Here is an 18,824-nt window from a genome sequence, read left to right as displayed (position 1 = left end):
GCCCGACAGCACGGAATATCAGCGTATGAACGCAACCTCATGGTCAACGGCCGTGGATCACCATGCGGTCCCCCGGCATCATTGTTCCTCCCGGCAGGTGCGCAACCGGCGACTTGGGCTCACCCTCATGCTAGTCACTGCGCTCGCCGCCGTCGCCCAAGAGACGACGACGGCGCCGGCACCCCCGGAGCCCCCCAGCACCGCCATTACTCCCCCGCCGCCGGTACCGGCGAGTGAGCGCTACACCGTCATCCGCGCCGGTCGCGCCATTACGAACACCGGCGACGACATCCGCGACGCCGTCATCGTCATCGCGGGCGGCAAGATCGAGAAGATCGGACGCCGCCTTGAGTACCCGCTCAACGCCAGCGTGATTGACGCCCGCGATCGTGTCGTCATGCCCGGCCTGATCAACATTCAGACGCGTCACGGCCTCACCGGCTTTCGCCGGTCGGGCGTGCAAACGAACTGGAACACGGTCGAGGAGTTCATCCCGGCCGCTGATCCGCTCGCGGAGCTGCGGGCAGCGGGCTTCACGGCCGTGGCGCTGGCGCCCACCGGAGTCGGCCTGCCTGGCCGTGCGGCCGTGGTGCGCACCGGTGGTCCCGCCGAGCAGCAAATCCTGGTCAGCCCATCGTACATTCGAGTCCCCAGCGACAAGGCAGCATTCCGCGGGGCTCTTGAACGCGCGAAAAAGGAAATCGAGAAGGTCGACAAGGCCCGCGAGGAGTTTGAGAAAAAGCAGGAGGAAGAGAAACAGAGAGCCGCGGCTAGTCCTGCCACACAACCCGCGACACAACCCGCAACCCAGCCCGCGGCCCAGTTTCAGCCCCCCCCCGTCGACCCCACCCTTCAACCACTGGTCGATTTGCTTCAGAAGAAGGAGGGCGTGCGGGCCCTGATCGAACTCGACGGCGCAGCGTCGTTCGTTCACATGCGCGATGTCGTCAAAGAATACGACATCGCGCACGATTTCATCGCCCGATTCCTCTTTGACACGGATTTCGAGTTCGTCCTCGCTCAGTTTGCGGAGGTCAAGCCGCGCATTGCGCTGCAGGCCCGTATCACACGCCGCGCCGGTTCTGCCGAGCGACTGCATTTGCCCCGCATGCTCACCGATGCCGGTTGTGCCGTAACACTTCTTCCGCTGAATGATTCCGCGGAGGAACACGTTCAATACCTCGCGCGCGTGGCCGAATTGGTCGCGGAGGGTTGGCCACGCGAGATGGCACTCAAGAGTATCACGCTCCTTCCGGCCGAGCTCCTCGGTCTTGGCAGCCGCCTCGGCACTCTCGCAGAGGGCAAGGATGCCGATCTCATCTTCCTGGATGTGGACCCGTTCACGCCCGGTGCCCGTGTTCGTGAAGTTATGATTGCCGGGGAGATCGTGCACCGCGCAACTTCGGAGGACGTGCGTTGAAGCTCCACCCATCACCACTATGCGGCCTCCTCCTGTTTACGCTTGTCCTGGGTCCGTGCATTGCAATCGCAATGGTGGCCGATGCCCCCATTTCCGAGAGCCAGCCCGCCGAGACTCAGCCGGCCGAAACCCAGCCCACCGAAACTCAACCTGCCCAAACCCGGCCCGCTGAAACGCAGCCGACTACACGTCCCCGGCGCGGACCGGCCACTGACACCGCCCCGGCTTCAGCTCCCACCACAACCACCGTCACGTCGGCCGCTACCACGCAGCCGGACCGCTATCTGGCAGTGCTCCACGGACGCGTGCATACCGTCACTGGTCCCGTCCTGGAACGGGCTACGGTGCTTGCCAAGAATGGCGTGATCAGCGCGATCGGAACCCACGTGCCGCTACCACCGGATTGCGAGGTGGTCGATGCGGCGGGACGCTTCGTATACCCCGGCCTGATTGCGCCCGGTACGTCTGGGATCTTCGGATCCGGCGACCCGCGCGATACGACCGATTTGTTCGGTCTCAACATGACCATCGCCCTTGCCGGCGGTATCACCGCAGTCCTTTCCGGCAACGATGTCGCGAAGCTTACCTTTGGCACGACCGATGGACTGCTCGTCAAGCGCAACGTCTACTGGAACCTCAACTACTCCACCCGGAACCCCATTCAACGTGCCGAACTGCGTGCGGGTCTCGAGCGCGTTCGCAACTACCTCCGCGAGGTGCAGCGCCACGAGCGTGAGAAGGAGCGTAATCCGGAGGTGAAAGCCCCAGATCGGACCTGGCTGCGGGGCGAGTTTGAGCAGTATCGCCGCCTGCTCGCACGCGAAACCATTGCCGTGGCCACTGCGAACGACTCCCAGGCGCTGCGAGACCTGGCCACGCTGGCGCGGCAGTACGACTTCGCGCTGGTGATTCGTGGTGCCGCCGAGGGTTGGCTCGTCGCACCAGAGCTCAGCCGCGCCGGCGCCCGTGTGATACTCACGCCGCGCGACGACCGCCCGCCGGACCTGCGTTTCAACCGCCCGACCGGTTCCACGATTGAGAACGCCCGCATTCTCAGCGACCACGGCGTGCTTTTCGGCATTCTGCCCGGCACCTCCACGATTACGCTGTGGGGGCTCGCCGGCAGGGACTTACTGCATCTCAACATGGAGGCCGCTTTCGCTGTCCGCGGCGGCCTGCCAAACGAGGATGCACTGCGGTCCCTGACGATCGACGCCGCCCGCATCCTGGGCGTCGATGATCGCCTCGGGTCGCTCGAAGTCGGTAAGGATGCCGACCTGATCATCACCGACGGCGACATCCTGCATTACATGACACAGGTCCACATCGCCGTGGTCCATGGCCGCGTCGCCTACCGTAAGGCCGACGAGACTCTGTTTGCCCACATCCGGCCACAGGGCGAGCGCACGCTCCCAGAGTTCGATGACCAGTGGCCTCGTCGTCTGGAATGGCCCCAGGAGTAGCGGTCCGCGGGGCAGGTCCGGCAACCACGACCACGGGCCGCCGCAGCAAATGTCACGGCTGCTTCAAGGCATCGTCGTGCGTATCCGCGTGCGGTGCGGGAAGTCGCGCAGTTCGGACTCCGGCGGGTCGCTCTCCGGTACCGCCAGCTTGGTGCGCCACTCTTTCAACGCCGCGAGCAGCCGTTCCTGTACAGGACCATAGACCGGGTGCCCATAGAGGTTGTGTGTTTCGTCGGGATCGAATTTCAGGTCGTAAAGCTCCCACTCGTTCACATCGGCCTCATAGAAGTGCATCAGTTTGAAGCGGCTGTCCGTGACGCCGTAGTGCTTGCGCACATAGTGCCAACCGGGGTACTCGTAATAGTGGTAATAAAAGGTCGTGCGCCAGTCAGCCGGACGCTCACCTCGCAGCAGTGGCACCAGCGAACGACCGTGCAGGTGCGTGGGGATCTCCGCCCCGGCCACTTCCAGGAAGGTCGGCATGAAGTCGAGGACCGAGACGATCGCATCCTGGAAAGTACCCGGTGCGACCACACCCGGCCATCGTACGAGCAGCGGCATGCGCAGCGAGATGTCGTACATCCAGCGCTTGTCAAACCAGCCCTGCTCACCCAGGTAGAAGCCCTGATCGGACGTGTAGATGACGATCGTGTTTTCCGCCAGCCCGGCCTCATCAAGGTAATCCAACAGGCGCCCCAGGTTCTCATCGAGTGCTGCGACGCACCGCAGGTAGTCCTTGATGTAGCGCTGGTACTTCCAGCGCACCAGGTCAACGCCCGTCGGCGGATGCTCGCGGAAGCGAATGTTGCGCGGCTCATAAGCCGCGTTCCAGGCCGCGCGCTGTTCGTCGTTTAACTCGGTCGGAGCCACCAGCTTCAGGTCGCGCTCGTCAAGTGTTTCTGCGATCGTCATGTCCTGCTGGCGCGCCGCCGTCCCGCGGCGTCCGTAATGTGTGAGGAGCGTCGGTGGCTCCGGGATTGTCTCATCCTCGTACAGGTGCAGGTGGCGCGGACTGGGGTCCCACGGGCGATGCGGCGCCTTGTGCTGATACATCAGCAGGAAGGGCTTCTCGGGATCACGCTGGTCGCGCAACCACGCGAGAGCGAGGTCGGTGATCACATCGGTCGTATAGCCGATGTGCTGGACGCGCTGGCCGTTGCGGATCATGGGGGGGTTGTAGTACGGCCCCTGCCCTATGAGCACTTCCCAGTGGTCATAGCCCGCCGGATCGTTCTGAAGGTGCCACTTGCCGATCAGTGCCGTCTGGTAGCCGGCTTGCTGCAACAAGCGCGGCATGACCGCTTGTGATGGATGGAGCGCGTTGCGGTTGTGGTAGACGCCGTTCACATGGCTGTAAGTGCCGGTCTGAACCACGGCCCGGCACGGTCCACAGATCGAATTGGTGACATAGCAATTGTCAAAACGCACTCCCTCGATGGCAAGTTGATCGATGCGCGGTGTCCGGTTGAGCCGGGAGCCGTAGGCCCCAATCGCCTGGGCGGTGTGGTCATCCGTGAAGACGAACAGGATGTTCGGACGGGACGCCGTGCGGTCGGCAGGGGTGGGCGCGGGTTGGGAGCGTGCAGAGGGGGCGAGGGTCAGGAGGATGAGCAAGAGCCCGGCGAAACGTGTAGGGCACATGGTGAATCTCCTTGATGTGCATGGGGGCAGCGCAGAGTAGCCAGTGACGCCGGTACGATAACGCCCCGCCGCGCGCATGCAACATGATGACGACCGCGCGCGGTCACATTGCCGGCGGACGGCGAGCGCGGCGCGGCGACTCCGGTCATAACGGGGTTGCGCTAGGCGCCGCTCCGTGCGGCGGATGTTCAAACAAGACGGCCGCACCTTTCACTTGCGTAAAAGGCGCGGCCGGAATTCAGTCGGATCCTCGTGGCTGGTGACTACTCGCGTCGGCCGAGCAGATCTCCAAAACCGCCGCCGAACTCGTCACCAAGACCGCCGCGCCGCTCCTTTCGGTCGCGCCGCTGGTCGTCCGCGGTGGCGGTGGTATCGTCGGTGGCCCATTCGGCGCGCTTCTTCGAAAGGCCGATCTTCCGCTCGAGCGTATCGACGCGCAGGATCTTCACATCGACCTCGTCGCCGATCTGCACCTCGTCCTGCGGGTTCTCGACCTTGTGGTCGGCCAGCTCGGAGACGTGCAGCAGCCCCTCGAGCTCCGGCTCCAGCTCGACGAATACACCGAAATTCGTGATCTTGGTGACCTTTCCACGAACGACCATGCCCGGCTGATAGCGATCAGGGACGGCCCGCAGCCACGGATCTTCGGTCATCTGCTTGAGGCCGAGCCCGATCCGCATTTTCTCCTGGTCCACACTCAGCACCACGCAGCGCACCCGGTCACTCTTCTTCACAACCTCGGACGGGTGGCTGACCTTCTTCGTCCAGCTCATGTCAGAAACATGCAGCAGGCCGTCGATGCCTTCCTCGATCTCGACGAAAGCACCGTAGTTGGTGAGATTGCGCACCATGCCCTCGACCACGGTACCCGTCGGGTACTTCTGCGCCACGGTCGTCCAGGGATTGATCTCGGTCTGCTTCATGCCGAGCGAGATCTCCTGCTTGTCCTTGTCGACCTCGAGGACCACCACCTCGACCTTGTCGCCGACATTCACAACCTCGGACGGATGGTTGATGCGCCGTGTCCAGCTCATCTCGGAGATATGGACCAGCCCCTCGATGCCCGGCTCGAGCTTCACGAAGGCGCCGTAGTTCATGATGTTGACGACTTCACCCGAGATATGCACGCCGACCGGGTACCGCTCGGCGACCTTCTCCCACGGATTCTCCTGTTTCTGCTTCAGCCCCAGCGCGATCTTTTCTTTGTCTCGGTCGATCGAGAGGATCTTGACCTCGATCTCTTCGTCCACCTTGACCATGTGGCTGGGATGGTCAATCCGATCCCACGACATGTCGGTGATGTGCAGCAGGCCGTCGATGCCGCCGAGGTCGACAAACGCGCCGAAGTCAGCGATGTTTTTCACGACACCGGTGCGCAGTTGGCCGATCGCGATTTCTTCAAGCAGCTTCGACTTGGCCTTGGTGCGCTCCTCCTCGATCAGCTTGCGGCGCGAGATGACGATGTTCCGCCGTTCGGTGTCGATCTTGAGGATCTTGGCCTCAATCTCCTGGCCGAGGTACTCCCCGACGTCCGCCGGCCGACGGATGTCGACCTGCGATGCCGGAAGGAAAACAGGTACGCCGATATCAACCAGCAATCCGCCCTTGATCTTCTTCAATACACGTCCCTTGACGACGTCACCTTCGTGGGTCGTCTCGACGATGCGGCGCCAGTTGAGGATTCGGTCCGCGCGCCGCTTGGAGACGATGATCATGCCGGTTTCGTCGATATCCTCGACGAGCACCTCGACCTCGGCCCCAATCTGGACTTCCGCGGGATTGTCCCACTCGTCGATTCCGACAATGCCTTCACTCTTGAGGCCGATGTCAAGCACGGCCTCATTCCCCGACAGGGCGACGATCCGCGCCTTCAGGATCGAGTTGAAGTCGAGCCCCACACCAGACTGGTTGCCGACGGCATTCTCGAGCAGTTCTTCATTCAATGATTGGCCGAACGCCTTCTGAAACTCGGCATCCAGGTCGGCCTCCGAAACGTCAATCTCTTTCCACAGAGCGGGATCCAGCATCAGACGCGTCCTCGGGTCCGCGGCGCACCGTGCCCGGTGTGCGAGGCGGCATTTCTAGATAGAGGGGGGGAACGGTAAGGGCACACTTGCGCCTCGCCCCGGGCCATCCGGAGCCGCCTGAAGCACAGGATCGGTGAGTATACCTACGGCCGGCGGCGCCTGTAAACCCCCCGGCCGATCCGTGCGCCTGCACGACGGAGGGGTATCGCGCTACTCCGACGCGTGGAGGGGGCTTGGCTACCGCGCCACAAACAAACCCTCCAATGCTTCAAAATACCCTGGAAAGCTCTTCGACACACAACCCGGGTCGTGTATCACAACGCCTTCCACGCGCAGACCAGCTAGCGCGAAACTCATGGCCATACGATGATCGTCATACGTTGAAATCTCGGACGCGCGGACCGCGGACGGCGGATGGATCGTCAGGCCGTCCGCCCGTACCTCCACACGGGCACCAAGCTTGCCGAGCTCTGTCGCCAAGGCGGCCAGGCGATCCGTTTCTTTCACCCGCAGGTTCGCGACGTTGTGTACTTCCGTCGCCCCCTCGGCGAACAGGGCCATTACCGCGAGCGTCTGTACCGTGTCCGGCATCAGGTTCAGATCCACCCGCACGCCCTGCAGCCGCCCATCCGCCGGTGCCGCGACCTCAATGCCCTCAGGCACTTCTGTAACCTCGCAGCCCATCGCCGCAAGCACATCCACAAAACCCACGTCGCCTTGTCGACTTGCGCGGGTCAACCCGCGCACGAGCACGCGGCCGCCTGTCAGGGCCGCGGCTGCCCACATGTACGTGGCCGCACTGGCATCCGGCTCGACGTTGTAAGTCCCAGGCCGGTAGCTTTGCGGGGCTGGTACGATAAAACGTGGCTCTTCACCAGCCAGCACCTCGACCCCGAGGTCCCGCATTATGGCGAGTGTCATCTCCGCGTAGGGTCGGCTCGGCAGCACACCGTCAACCGCAAGCAGCACATCCCCTGCGGCACAAGGTGCCACCATGAGCATGGCGCTCAGGAACTGGCTCGAGGGGGGCGCGGTGAATAGCACCTCCCCCCCGCTCAGTCCCTGCGCGTAGAGGTCCAGTGGTGGGTAGCCCTCTTCGCCCGCATAGCCAATCCGTGCCCCGATCTTTTGCAAGGCCTCCACGAGAGCACCGATCGGTCGCTGCCGCATGCGCGGCGAGCCGTCGAGGTGCCGTTGCCCGTATCCGAGGCACGCCACCGCTGTCAGGAAACGCATCGCGGTTCCGGCGTGCCCGACGTCGATTTCGACATCGTCCGATACCAGCACCCCCCCGGTGCCGGCCACATGCAGCACGCCAGCCCCATCGTCCACCGAAACACGTACACCTAGCGCGGCGAGGCCGCGAATCATGGCCCACGCATCATCGGAGAGCGATACACCGATTAGGTTACTGGTACCGTTCGCCAGCGCTGTGCAGGCCAACAGGCGATTCGTAAGACTTTTCGATCCTGGTAACCGCGCCACCCCCCGTGCAATACCCGCCGGGCTGATATGCGCAGCAGTTTCTGTATATCTGATCGCCACGCCGGTCGCCTCACGCGGGTGATACCCGCCGATTGCACGTCCCCACAGCACTCAAGGTGTCCTGACGAATCGGTTTCGAATGGTACCTCTGTCTCATGGGGTACCGGCCTCATGCGCGCGTGGTACGAACCCGAGCCGCACCGGCGTGATCCTCGCACGCACAACTCCGTCGCCAAACTCGACGTGTTCTATTTGGTAAGGCCGGCGACCATTCTCCCAGAGAAACCGGTTGTCGTGCACGAAATCCACACCCTCCCAATGGCCCGCCAGGCGCCGGGTGGCCCGCTCCGCCCACCCTTGCCACCAACTCCTGGCAACCGGCCACGCCCCCAGCCGGACCTCGTCGATGCCGCAGCGGAGTTCATCACCCTCGGCCCGAAGGGTGGCGCGTACGCTTACAACGGCGGCCACAGAGCCCCAGCGTACGAGCCCACCGATCCGAACACCGGCTGAATCCAGTTCGACGAAGGGCTGCTCAAGCGGACCGGCCGGCGCACCCAGTTCCCGCCAGACGCCTTCTGCGGCCAGCCACCGGTTGAGTTGTGCCGCATGCAGTTCGACCACTAACGGCTCTTCGGCATTGAGGTGCGCGCTGATCTCATCCTGTACCTGAAAGAGGGCAGCTTTGTCGGTGCGCAGCAGCACATGGTCCACTGAGGCGGGGCGATACCAGCTCGGCCGCCATGTCGCACCCAGCAACAGGACAAGAGGGCCACTCAGCAGTATGAGCCCCCCTGCCGTGAGGGCCGCACGCCACCCCCTGCGCCTACCCTTTCCGGGACTGCCGGCCGCGACCATGCTGACCCTCAACGGCCCTGCCACTCTTGGCCGCAAACCTCACAGAACCCGCTCAGGGCATGTCCTTCTCGTCATCGAGATCGTCAAAGACGGCGTCGATATCGAAATCGGCATCGGAAATCTCGAAGGTTTCTTCGTCATCGCCGCCCAGGGACGGTTCCGTGTCTGGTGGTGCCGCCGCCGCCTTCAGATCACTCGGCTTGATGTTCGCGGGCTTCCCGTCCACCTGGAGCATGAACGTCACAGGTCCGAGCCGAAGCCGATCTCCCGCCGCAAGATCGTGCTCCGCCACGCGTTTTCCATTGACATACGTGCCGTTGGAACTGCCGAGGTCTTTGATGGAGATCTTTTGTCCATCCACGACCAGTGCACAGTGTTGCCGCGAGACGTCTTTGGTGGGGATCCGGAGACCGCAATCCTGCCGCCGTCCCAGTACGGTTTCCAGCGCCGTAATCGGAAACTCACGGCGCTCCGTACCCTTGAACATGACCAAGACGACCTTCATCACCGACGCCCTCTACGCTCCCACGACTCGGATAGGCCGGCGTGCCAGGATCCCCGGTCACGCCATCCGCTGAGGAAACTGTCGCCTATCATCCCGAGGCACGATTGGTGCCAAGTATGCTACGCGAAAGCTTCAAGCATGACAACGACCACCGCTTGCCACTCCCTCTATGTCCACGTCCCCTTTTGCCGCACCATTTGCGGCTACTGTGACTTCTACCGAGACGTCTACGACCCCCAGCAGGGGGGCCCGCTCGTCGACGCCCTTTTGTGCGAACTGGAGTCCGCCGGTCGCGGCCGCGCATGGCGGTTCGACACAATCTTTGTCGGCGGAGGCACCCCGACGATTCTCGCCACCACTGACCTGTACCGTCTGCTGGTCGCCTTGCGTCGTCATGCCGGTACCGAAGATGAACTCGAGTTCACTGTCGAGGCGAACCCCGCCACAGTGACCCCTGAGAAAGCCGCCGCCTTGCGCGCTGCGGGTGTGAACCGCGTCTCTCTCGGCGCACAGTCCTTCGACCCGGGCGACTTGCGGATTCTGGACCGGCGTCATAACCCCGACGACGTACCCCGTACCCTCGAGATCTGCCGGGCCGCCGGCCTGCCGCACCTCAGTCTCGACCTCATCTTCGGCGTGCCCGGCCAAACACTCGCCGCTTGGCAAGGAAGTCTGGCGGCCGCCCTGGACCTTGGCCCGGAACACCTCTCCTGCTATGGCCTGACCTACGAGCCCCAGACGCCGCTCCGCGCGCGACTCGAACTCGGCCGCATTCAGCGGATGGACGAGGATCTCGAAGCCGACCTGTACGAGTACACCATGGATGCGCTGGCGCTGGCCGGCCTGCCCCAGTATGAAATCAGCAATTTCGCCCGGCCCGGGGCCGAGTGTCGCCACAACCTACGGTACTGGCGCAATCAGCCGTACCTCGGCCTGGGTCCGTCAGCCGCCGGATACCTCGACGACGTACGCTACAAGAACGTGCCCGACACAGCGCGCTACGTGGCCGCCATTCAGGCGGGAACCACCGTTCGGGAGTCGGAAGAGACTTTGTCGACGGAGCAGCGGGCCCGTGAGACGATCATGCTTGGACTGCGCCTTGTGGCCGGTGTGGATCAGGCCCTGTTCATGGAGCGGTTCGGACGCGATCCCCAGGCGTGGTTCGCCGCCGAAATGGCCCCCCTGCTGGATGATGGACTGCTCGAAGCCGATGAGCGCGGCTTCCGCTTAACCCGCCGTGGCCGACTGGTCGGCGATCGGATCATGGCCGCTTTTCTCTGAACGCGTCGCTTGCGCCCCCCTACCAGTAGATGTAGCGCTGGAACAGATGCCGCTCGTGTGTCGGGAGTTTCATGACATCGGGGATCAGGTAGCGATTCTCGTCCGTATCCAAGAGCATGCGACCGTTAGAGCCATACTCCAGCGCGCGGTCAGTCTGCCAGCGCATCGTAAAACGCTGGGGTCCGAGGTCGGTGTCCACATCGAATGTGAGGTAATTGTTCGCAAGCTCGATGCGGTGCAGGGCCTCGATGGTGTGCACGAAGTAACGCCGCGTCAGCGAGGCCCGGATCAAGCGCTGGGCGTCTACCGGCCAATCCTCCAGCCGTCGGATCAGGCCGACTTCGACATCGTGGCCGTCAGGTTGCGGATACCGCAGGGAGATGAACTCCGCTGGGTAGCGTACCGGCAGGCAGCGCAGTGCAAACACCCCGCCATAGATGCGCTCGTCGCGGATTGTAACATGCAGCGTTTCGTAGGTGCCGAGATGAACGCGGGCCACGTCGGGCGTGAGCCAGCGCGGCTCATGGCCGCGGAGCGGTGGCAATGAGCCCCGCGTGATTTCCTCCGCGGCCTGCTGCGCGGCGCGCTCGGCCTGTAACTGAACATGCAGCGCATCCACGCTGCCACCGGTCGAAACCCCCTGTTGCATCCGAACCATCCGGGCATAGGTGCCGTCCTGGGCCAGCAGCTCGGCGTGCGTGCCGCTCTCCAGAATGCGGCCGGCATCCATCACGATGATTCGGTGTGCATGCCGCAGTGTGCTCAGACGATGCGCGATGGCAATCGTGGTTCGGCCGCGCACGACCTCGGCCAGGGCGGCCTGAATCGCGGCTTCACTCTCCGTATCCACACTGCTGGTGGCCTCATCCAGGACAAGAATACGCGGGTCGATCAGCAGCACACGGGCAATGCCGACGCGCTGGCGCTCGCCGCCGCTCAGGCCCGCCCCGCGCTCGCCGACCCATGTGTCGTAGGCATGGGCCTGACGGAGGATGAAGTCGTGGGCGTTCGCGGCCCGTGTCGCGGCAATGACTTCCTCGGGTGTGGCGCCGGGCCGGCCGTAAGCCAGATTGTCCCAGACACTGCCGCGAAAGAGAAACGGTTCCTGCAACACGACCCCAACCCGGCCGTGCAGGTCCTCACGAGCCAATTCGCGTACGTCCACGCCGTCGATGCGGATGCAGCCCTCGTCCACGTCGTAGAAGCGGCAGAGCAGGTTCACCAGCGTTGTTTTACCGGAGCCGCTGTGCCCGACCACCCCCAGCAATTCACCCGGGCGAATCGTCAGACTGAGGTCGCGCAGCACCGGTGTATGCCGCTGGTAGCCGAAGGAAACACGGTCGAATTCGATCTCGCCGCGCATCTCCGCGAGATGAATCGGCCGCTCCGCTTCGCGAATCTGTGCCGGGGTGTCGAGGATTTCGAAAACGCGGTGCGCTTGCGTGACGAACGTGGTCAGCCAGTTCGTGAACTGCGGCAGCGTCGCCAGCGGGCCGTAAAACATCCACAAGTACCCGAAGAACGCCATCAGTTCGCCCAGTGTCAGCCGTCCGCCGATCACATCGCGCCCGCCGACGTACCACACGATCCAGCCACCCAACTGGAAGATCACTCCCATCGACGGGTTGAAGGTGGCGCTGGCAAGTTCGACTCCCATGCGCGTATCGCGCAACCGCTGGCTGGCCCGCCCGAAGCGCTCGAACTCGCGATCCTCCTGCCCAAAAGCTTTCACCACGCGAATCCCGCTCAGCAGACCCGCCAGCAGTCCCGCCTGCTTGCTCGAAGAATCCCAGGCCCGGTAGTTCCGCGGATAAATGTGTCGCCAAAAGATCACCGTACCTGTCACGACAAAGGGCGCCGGAATCAGGGTGAAGAGTGCCAGGCGCCAGTCGGTGACAAACATCATGATGCCGACACCGATCAGCATCAGAACTTGCAGCAGGAACCCGCCCGTCAACTGGTGGACGAAGCCGTGCAGAGATTCCGTGTCATACGCCACCCGCCCGACCAGCGAGCCCACCTGCTGCCGGTCGTAGTAGCCCACGGAGAGCCGCTGCAGGTGGCCAACCAGTCGCCCGCGCATATCAAAGGTGATCGCCGTGCCGATACGGCTGCTGAGGCGCCCATTGATCAGGTTCACCCCCATCCGAAGAACTTGCACCGTCGCCAGAATCAGCACAACCTGCAGCAGCAACTGGATGTTCGCAGCCGCCTGCCCCGGCGCCGCCTGGAGCGCGGCGGCTTCCGCGGGGCTGCCTGGCAGCACGTTATCTACAAGGAAACGGGTGAGCTGCGGAGAGACCAGGTCCAGGGCGATGCCCACGACGAGCAGCAGCATCATGCCGGTCGCCGCGCCGCGGTACGGTCCCATCAATCCCCACATGCGCAGCAGCACCGCACCGCGGTTCACGCACCGCGGACACCCTCCACCGCCCCCCTCTCGCAGCAACCCGCAGCGCGGGCAGCGCCGCGGATCGACACCGTCGTCCGGAAGTACTTCCAGCGGTTCGCCTTGTGCATGGCGATCGAGCCGGCGGGCAAGTTTTTCGAACCGGTAGGCCCGCCGGTTGCTATACCGCAAGACATCTACCCAGGAACCATTGACGCGCGCCTGTAACAAGCCCGCGCCGACACCCCCCTGAGTGCGGTACTCCTCGGCAGCACGAATCGCCATGTCGAGGTCAACCGCGGTCGCCTCGTCGTGTGATACGACCAGCAGCCGATCCGCCGTCACGACGAGCCAAAGCTCGCGGTATCGGCCGACCAGATCAATATCCGTACAGGTGCTCGCTACGAGCGTTTCGGGCGCCACTCCTCGGTCGCGTAGCACCTTCACTACAGTGGCTGGCAGGGGCTCATGCAGTGGGCGGTCCGCGGCGGGAGTGCTTCCGTCACCAGGGGTGCCGGTGAACGTGCCGGTGCGGGAATCAGATGGCGGGAAGTCGGGCATGTGGATACGTCAAATTCTGCGGGAACGTGGCCACACGGCACACCACGTATCTTCGTCACCGGGTTCTCGTCCGCGTGCACCGCAGAAGCCGAGTCCCGGTATGCTAACGCATCCGGCGCCGCTGGCGACGGGGTTGTCGGGAATCGTGGCGTGTGATCCTGCCCGGAGCACCGACGTACGGATCTCGGTTGCGGACACGAACCCGCGAGACTCGGTGTCGGCTAGTTGTCCCTCCACGCCGCTCGTCCGATGGTGTAGCGGGTAGCCATACAATGTCACCGCACAGGGTTTCGCGGCTACAGTAACTATGGGACGGGCGTCTCGGACGCTACGCTGCCCAAGGCACGGCCCGCCCGGAGAGCACATGGGAATCTACGATCGGACCTACTACGAATCCCCAACCGCCCAATACGCGACGGGGGGCGGCGGCCAGGGTGGCTGGAATTGGCGCAGTGTGTGCGGCTTGCTGCTCATCGCAAACACGGCCATTTTTTTCCTCTCGGCAATGAAGCCCCTCGGCGATCTAATCTTGGGCGTCGGCTTGATGCAGGCCGAGGCGGTTCTGTACGGGCAGGTCTGGCGCCTGCTGACCGCGACTTACCTGCATGCCAACCTGTTTCACCTCTTCGTGAATATGCTCGGCCTTTACTTTTTCGGGCCGGCACTGGAACGAGTGTGGGGTGCGCGACAGTTTCTCTTCGTCTATACGCTCGGGGGAGTGGCGGGCAACGTGCTGCTGACACTGGCAGGCCTGGTGCACTTCATCCCGCCCCAGGTTCCCGGACTGGGTGCCTCGGGCAGCGTGCTATCCCTGCTGGGTGCCTGTGCCGTGCTGTTCCCCAGGGCGGAAATCTACCTCTACTTCCTCTTCCCGATCCAGATCCGCACGTTTGTGCTACTCTACGGCCTTTGGTTCGTCATCAACATTTTTACGCAAGGTCGAAACTATGGGGGTGACATCTGCCACGTCGGCGGCCTGCTCGTCGGGCTTGCCTGGGCCTATACGGGCGGAATCTCCCTTTCCGGCCGGCATCACGTCCGGGCGCAGCTCGGAGCCCTGCGCGATTTGTTCTCCGTCCGGCCACGGGCTGCGGCCCCTGGGACCTGGCAGCGACGCATGGCGCAAAGGCAGGCGGATGAGGAGTTAATCGACCGCCTGCTCGCCAAGGTACAGGCCGAGGGGCTCGACAGCTTGACGACGGCGGAACGGCATGCACTCGAGGCCGCCACACGCCGCCGGCGCGCGGAGGAAGCCCGCATCGACAGTTTCACGCGGACTTAGCGCATCGACTCGTGAGAGCCGCATCCCAAGTACCGGTGAGCATCGACAACGCGCTGGTTGGCGGTGGCCTTTCGCACCGGCCGCGGACCAGTCACCCCCGCTGCGGCGGCATCCATGCTATGCGTGCCGCACCGCGGCGCCCGGCCGATCAGGTCATTGCTGCGAGCAGCGCGGCCAGACTGAGTTCCAGCACCGCCACCGGGTGTCGGAGACCATAAGCCGCAATGACTTCCGGATGGAGTTCGCCCATCCGGCCGAAGACGGTGCCTTCCGCAAGCCGCAGTTGGGCAGCTCTTCCGGTGATCAGGGCGTCATCCTCGTGTGCCGCTACGAGGTAGGTTGCCCCCAACTCATGGATGAAAGCGTCCGCCACGGCGCGAATGTCGGCATAGCCCACGTGCGTGCCGATCAGCGCCACCGCCACGAAGCGCTCCTCACGCGCGCCGGTCTCCGCGGCCGGGTCCACGAAGCAGCAATCACCGACCTCGAACAACGACTGCGGGAGGTCGTACTGCTTGTTGATCGCCAACGTCTCCAACAGCCCGGGCAGCAGGGCGACACGGCACATCGTCTGCTCGCTGCTGATCGGGTTATCGATCAGTACGGCCCGCGGATCCGGCGCGCTCCGCCAGCGCTCGAACGCCGCAGCCGGGCTTGTGAGCACCAGCGTCATCACCTGGTGAAATCCAAGCCCTGTCAGCACACGGCGCGCCGTAGCCGACTGCTCTTCGATCAGGCGTGGCGTCCCCACCGTGAAGGTGGGCACCAGGGTCGGGCTCAGACTGTCGTAACCATACGCCACGGCTGCATCTTCAATCAGGTCCACCGGGTGCATCACATCATTGCGATAAGCCGGCACAAGCACGCGCAGGGTATCGGCGCGGCCGTCCTCCTCCACGCCATGCCCCATCGACTCCAGCAGTTCGGCGAGCTGCGCCGTGTTGAAATCGGCCCCGATCGTCTCGGCGGCCTGGCGGACACTCAGCCGCATTTCGACGGGCGCCAGGTCCGGCGTCACGTGCGTGGAGGCACCGTGCTCGATAACGACCTGTTCCACCGTGATGCCCGGGAGCAACTCCGCCAGACTCGTCACCACGATATTCAGCGCTCGATCGACAGAGCGTTGCGAGATGCCGGTGACATCCACGAACATCTGCTGCGTCTGCATCGTGACGCGGGTGGCCTCGCTATTGATGATCGGTGGCATCGAGAGCACGGTGCCCGCCCCATCGCGAAGCAGTGGGTAGCGCTCCAGCGGTTTCAGCAGATGCAGATAGGCCTGCCCGGTCTTATGGCGTTCAAGGATCTCACGCGGTGTGAGTCGGCTGGCCGGATCGCGCGGATCAAAACCCAGCGGGACAAAGCGCAGCTCCTCCGGATCGATTGCATCATAGTGAAACACCTCGCCTGACAGCGTAGCGAGGTCGTACACTCCGATCGAAGCCAGCTTCCGGTCGCGCCCCAGGGCCCAGTGCAAGTCCTCCTGCAGGTTCATCAGCATCTTGATCAGCGCATGATCGAGCCGCACGCCACGCACCACCGCACATGCGATGAAGGGCCGGTAGCTGTGTTCATCGTTCAGCCGCGGGTCCACCTGAACACGCAGTCGCGGAGCCGCCAGCGTATATTCCGGCAGGCCCGTCTGTACACCGAGATAGCCACGGATGTAGCGCGCCATCCCGCCGGGATCGAACAGGTCCGGCCGCACGGCCAGCATGTCGAGCCGCAGCACCTGGTTCGTGCCGAGCACCTGGAGCTGCTCGGGCCGGGCGCGAAAATCCGTGCCGCAGCTCGCGCAGTGCAACGGCGGTCCCTGCGCCTCCGTCCGATCGTATGGCTTGCCACAAACACCGCACGCATACTCGCGCATCTCGGCGACTTCACCGACTTCGCAGCCCAGCTTCGGCAGGAGCTGCGTGAGCTCTGCCACAGAAAGCTTCGCACCCTCCTCCCCGGCCGCGATCCGGCTGAGCAGCAGCCCGGCGGGCATATCTATCGTCGGCACAGCGGCTCCTCTCGCAGCCACGGCATCGTGGCAAAAAACAAGTCCCCGATGGCCTTCACGTCGTGTACGAACATCGCCAGCCGCTCGAGTCCCAAGCCCCACGCCAAGACACGCTCCGTGATACCCAGCGGCAGCGTGACCTCCGGCCGGAAGATGCCCGAGCCGCCCATTTCCACCCAGTCCTGGCGGCGTTCCATGTACAGATGCACTTCGGCCGACGGCTCCGTATATGGGAAGAAGCTCGGCACGACGCGCACCTTCGGGAAGCCCATTTTTCCATAGAAGGCACTCAGCGTCCCCACGAGATTCGCGAGACTCGCTTGCGAATCGACGATGATGCCATCCACCTGGTGAAAGACCGGCAGGTGCTTGTAGTCTACCGTCTCCCGACGAAAGACGGGGCCGATGACGAAGTACTTACCGGGCCGGCCGGCGGCGTGCTGCGCCAAGGCACGAATTGTCGCCGCGGTCGTGTGCGTGCGGAGCACCGGCTTGTGCGCCAGTTCCCGGCTCCAGCGGTACTGCCAGCCGGTTGAACCTGTGTCGCCGCCGTGCTCGTGTGTTGCGCGGATCCGGTCGACGAGCGCATCCTCCGGGATTCGACAGCGATCCGGTCGGGCGACGTAGAACGTGTCCTGCATGTCGCGCGCGGGGTGATCCTGCGGTTGAAACAGGGCGTCGAAGTCCCAGAAACTGCTCTCCACCCACGGACTGACAATCTCGGTGAAGCCGAGTTCGAGAAATACCCGTCGCACCTGGTCGAGCGTCCGCTGGAATGGGTGTTCCTTGCCGGGGTGCAGCTTCTTCGCAGCGAGCGTGACGTCGTAGGGCTGGAGTTCCACGTCACGCCAGCCACCGTCGGCCAGCAATTCAGGTGTAAGTTGCGTAACGCGCCGCTGGGCCTGTACACCATGCGCCAGCCGCTGCTGTCCGGCCGCGGTGAGCGCCACAAAGCGGGTGGTGCGCTCCCTGGTCACTACGAACCCCTTGCGTTTGCCGATCAGTGCCAGGGCCTCCGCCACTGCGACACCCTCCCCTTCCAGTTCGCTGCGGCTCGCCACGCGTCCGTTCGCCAGCGCCCGGAGCAGGAGTTCATCCGGCTGGAGCGGTGGGTCGGCCCCGACACCATCTGCCAGCACAAGCACCTCGCCGTCCTTGCGCGCCCAGCCCCGCTGCCCGAGAAGCCGAAGCGTGCCCCCCACCTCCGCCGCCGAAAGAGGGCAGTGATTGGGAATCTCAGTCAACCGGCAACGTCCCTGCTGCGCGGCCAGGACGCCGACGACGGTGCGTTCCGGCAAAGGTTTCGTGGCGTGCACTGTGCCCTCTGGGCCGAGCCGGAGTTCCTCATAGGGCTGCTCGGTGATGTCCACGAGCCCGCCTTCCCGTAGCCCCCCGCAGGCCGCCGTGACCGGTGACTGGTCGACGCCGAGTGCTGCGGCGAGTTCGAGCAACGTGACGGCACTGCCACGCTCCGCAAGCTGACGCAGTACGGCGACCTGCTGCTCACTCAGTTCCATCGTGGGCTCTCCTTACCGTCGTGAGCCCTCCTGTGTAGCCGAAGCGGTGCGTGGGCTCAAGACCGGTCGACGGCGCACCCCCCTACCGCAATGGCAGTGAGGGGGTATCACGGGATTCGGACCTTACCAACCTTCCGGGGAAAGTTAGTGCCCATTGGCGGGTCGATCCGCGCCCCACACTCCGGTAGCCCGTTGCATTCACGGCCCACCCGGCTATACTGTGATCAATGAAACGGTTCCCGGCACAGCATCGCCATCATCATCACCACGCGGAGTGCGTGGCTGGCTGATGGTGTGTGCGCGTCCGTTTGAGATGACACCATCGACGCCGGCCTCGGTCGGCGTCGCTTTGTTTCGGGACAAGGCAGGCCGGTCGGGGCGGTGATGTTC

12 protein-coding genes are annotated in these 18,824 nt (G+C 64.1%); 4 read left to right on the top strand and 8 right to left on the bottom strand.

What is annotated here, in order from left to right:
• The first annotated feature begins 25 nt into the window (after nucleotides 1–25).
• Both IPM18_11070 and IPM18_11065 read left to right on the top strand, forming a co-directional pair.
• Nucleotides 26–1,420 carry an amidohydrolase family protein gene (locus IPM18_11070; protein ID MBK9120124.1) on the top strand — a complete coding sequence of 465 codons (1,395 nt, stop codon included), beginning with the start codon at nucleotides 26–28 and terminating at the stop codon, nucleotides 1,418–1,420.
• 344 nt (nucleotides 1,421–1,764) lie between these two features.
• Nucleotides 1,765–2,883 (top strand): amidohydrolase family protein, encoded by a 1,119-nt coding sequence (locus IPM18_11065; protein ID MBK9120123.1) that lies wholly within the window; start codon nucleotides 1,765–1,767, stop codon nucleotides 2,881–2,883.
• A gap of 63 nt (nucleotides 2,884–2,946) precedes the next feature.
• Here the strand turns inward: IPM18_11065 and IPM18_11060 are convergent, their stop codons facing one another.
• The 5 genes from IPM18_11060 to IPM18_11040 all read right to left on the bottom strand — a co-directional run bounded on the left by IPM18_11060 (nucleotide 2,947) and on the right by IPM18_11040 (nucleotide 9,399).
• The gene (locus IPM18_11060; GenBank protein MBK9120122.1) at nucleotides 2,947–4,524 is read right to left on the bottom strand and encodes a sulfatase; all 1,578 of its coding nucleotides are present in this window, start codon (nucleotides 4,522–4,524) and stop codon (nucleotides 2,947–2,949) included.
• A gap of 263 nt (nucleotides 4,525–4,787) precedes the next feature.
• Nucleotides 4,788–6,551, bottom strand: a complete 1,764-nt coding sequence (locus tag IPM18_11055) for a 30S ribosomal protein S1 (protein ID MBK9120121.1) — start codon at nucleotides 6,549–6,551, stop codon at nucleotides 4,788–4,790.
• A 237-nt stretch (nucleotides 6,552–6,788) separates the two neighbouring features.
• A complete protein-coding gene (gene aroA / locus IPM18_11050; protein ID MBK9120120.1) occupies nucleotides 6,789–8,063 on the bottom strand; it encodes a 3-phosphoshikimate 1-carboxyvinyltransferase in 1,275 nt (424 codons plus the stop codon).
• A 126-nt stretch (nucleotides 8,064–8,189) separates the two neighbouring features.
• Nucleotides 8,190–8,894, bottom strand: coding sequence for a hypothetical protein (locus tag IPM18_11045; GenBank protein MBK9120119.1), 705 nt, complete (start codon nucleotides 8,892–8,894; stop codon nucleotides 8,190–8,192).
• Nucleotides 8,895–8,946: 52 nt separating this feature from the next.
• Nucleotides 8,947–9,399 (bottom strand): FHA domain-containing protein, encoded by a 453-nt coding sequence (locus IPM18_11040; GenBank protein MBK9120118.1) that lies wholly within the window; start codon nucleotides 9,397–9,399, stop codon nucleotides 8,947–8,949.
• 138 nt (nucleotides 9,400–9,537) lie between these two features.
• Between IPM18_11040 and hemW the strand changes: the two genes are divergently transcribed.
• Nucleotides 9,538–10,680 (top strand): radical SAM family heme chaperone HemW, encoded by a 1,143-nt coding sequence (hemW, locus tag IPM18_11035; protein MBK9120117.1) that lies wholly within the window; start codon nucleotides 9,538–9,540, stop codon nucleotides 10,678–10,680.
• Between the two features lie 19 nt (nucleotides 10,681–10,699).
• On the opposite strand, the gene IPM18_11030 is transcribed toward hemW, so the two are convergent.
• On the bottom strand, nucleotides 10,700–13,510 hold the full coding sequence (locus tag IPM18_11030) for a DUF1854 domain-containing protein (protein ID MBK9120116.1): 2,811 nt from the start codon (nucleotides 13,508–13,510) through the stop codon (nucleotides 10,700–10,702).
• A 484-nt stretch (nucleotides 13,511–13,994) separates the two neighbouring features.
• Between IPM18_11030 and IPM18_11025 the strand changes: the two genes are divergently transcribed.
• Complete coding sequence (locus IPM18_11025) at nucleotides 13,995–14,912, top strand: rhomboid family intramembrane serine protease (protein ID MBK9120115.1); 918 nt, start codon at nucleotides 13,995–13,997, stop codon at nucleotides 14,910–14,912.
• A gap of 148 nt (nucleotides 14,913–15,060) precedes the next feature.
• Here the strand turns inward: IPM18_11025 and IPM18_11020 are convergent, their stop codons facing one another.
• Together IPM18_11020 and IPM18_11015 are read right to left on the bottom strand one after the other, a co-directional pair.
• Entirely contained in the window at nucleotides 15,061–16,917 is a 1,857-nt protein-coding gene (locus IPM18_11020; GenBank protein ID MBK9120114.1) for a phenylalanine--tRNA ligase subunit beta, read from the bottom strand.
• A complete protein-coding gene (locus IPM18_11015) occupies nucleotides 16,905–18,434 on the bottom strand; it encodes a phenylalanine--tRNA ligase subunit alpha (protein ID MBK9120113.1) in 1,530 nt (509 codons plus the stop codon). Before IPM18_11015 ends, IPM18_11020 begins: the two co-directional genes overlap by 13 nt.
• Nucleotides 18,435–18,824: the final 390 nt, after the last annotated feature.

The organism is Phycisphaerales bacterium (assembly GCA_016716475.1).
GTDB lineage: Bacteria > Planctomycetota > Phycisphaerae > UBA1845 > Fen-1342 > JADJWG01.
The sequence above is the reverse complement of the archived record's forward strand: the minus strand, read 5'-3'. Positions and strand labels throughout refer to the sequence as shown.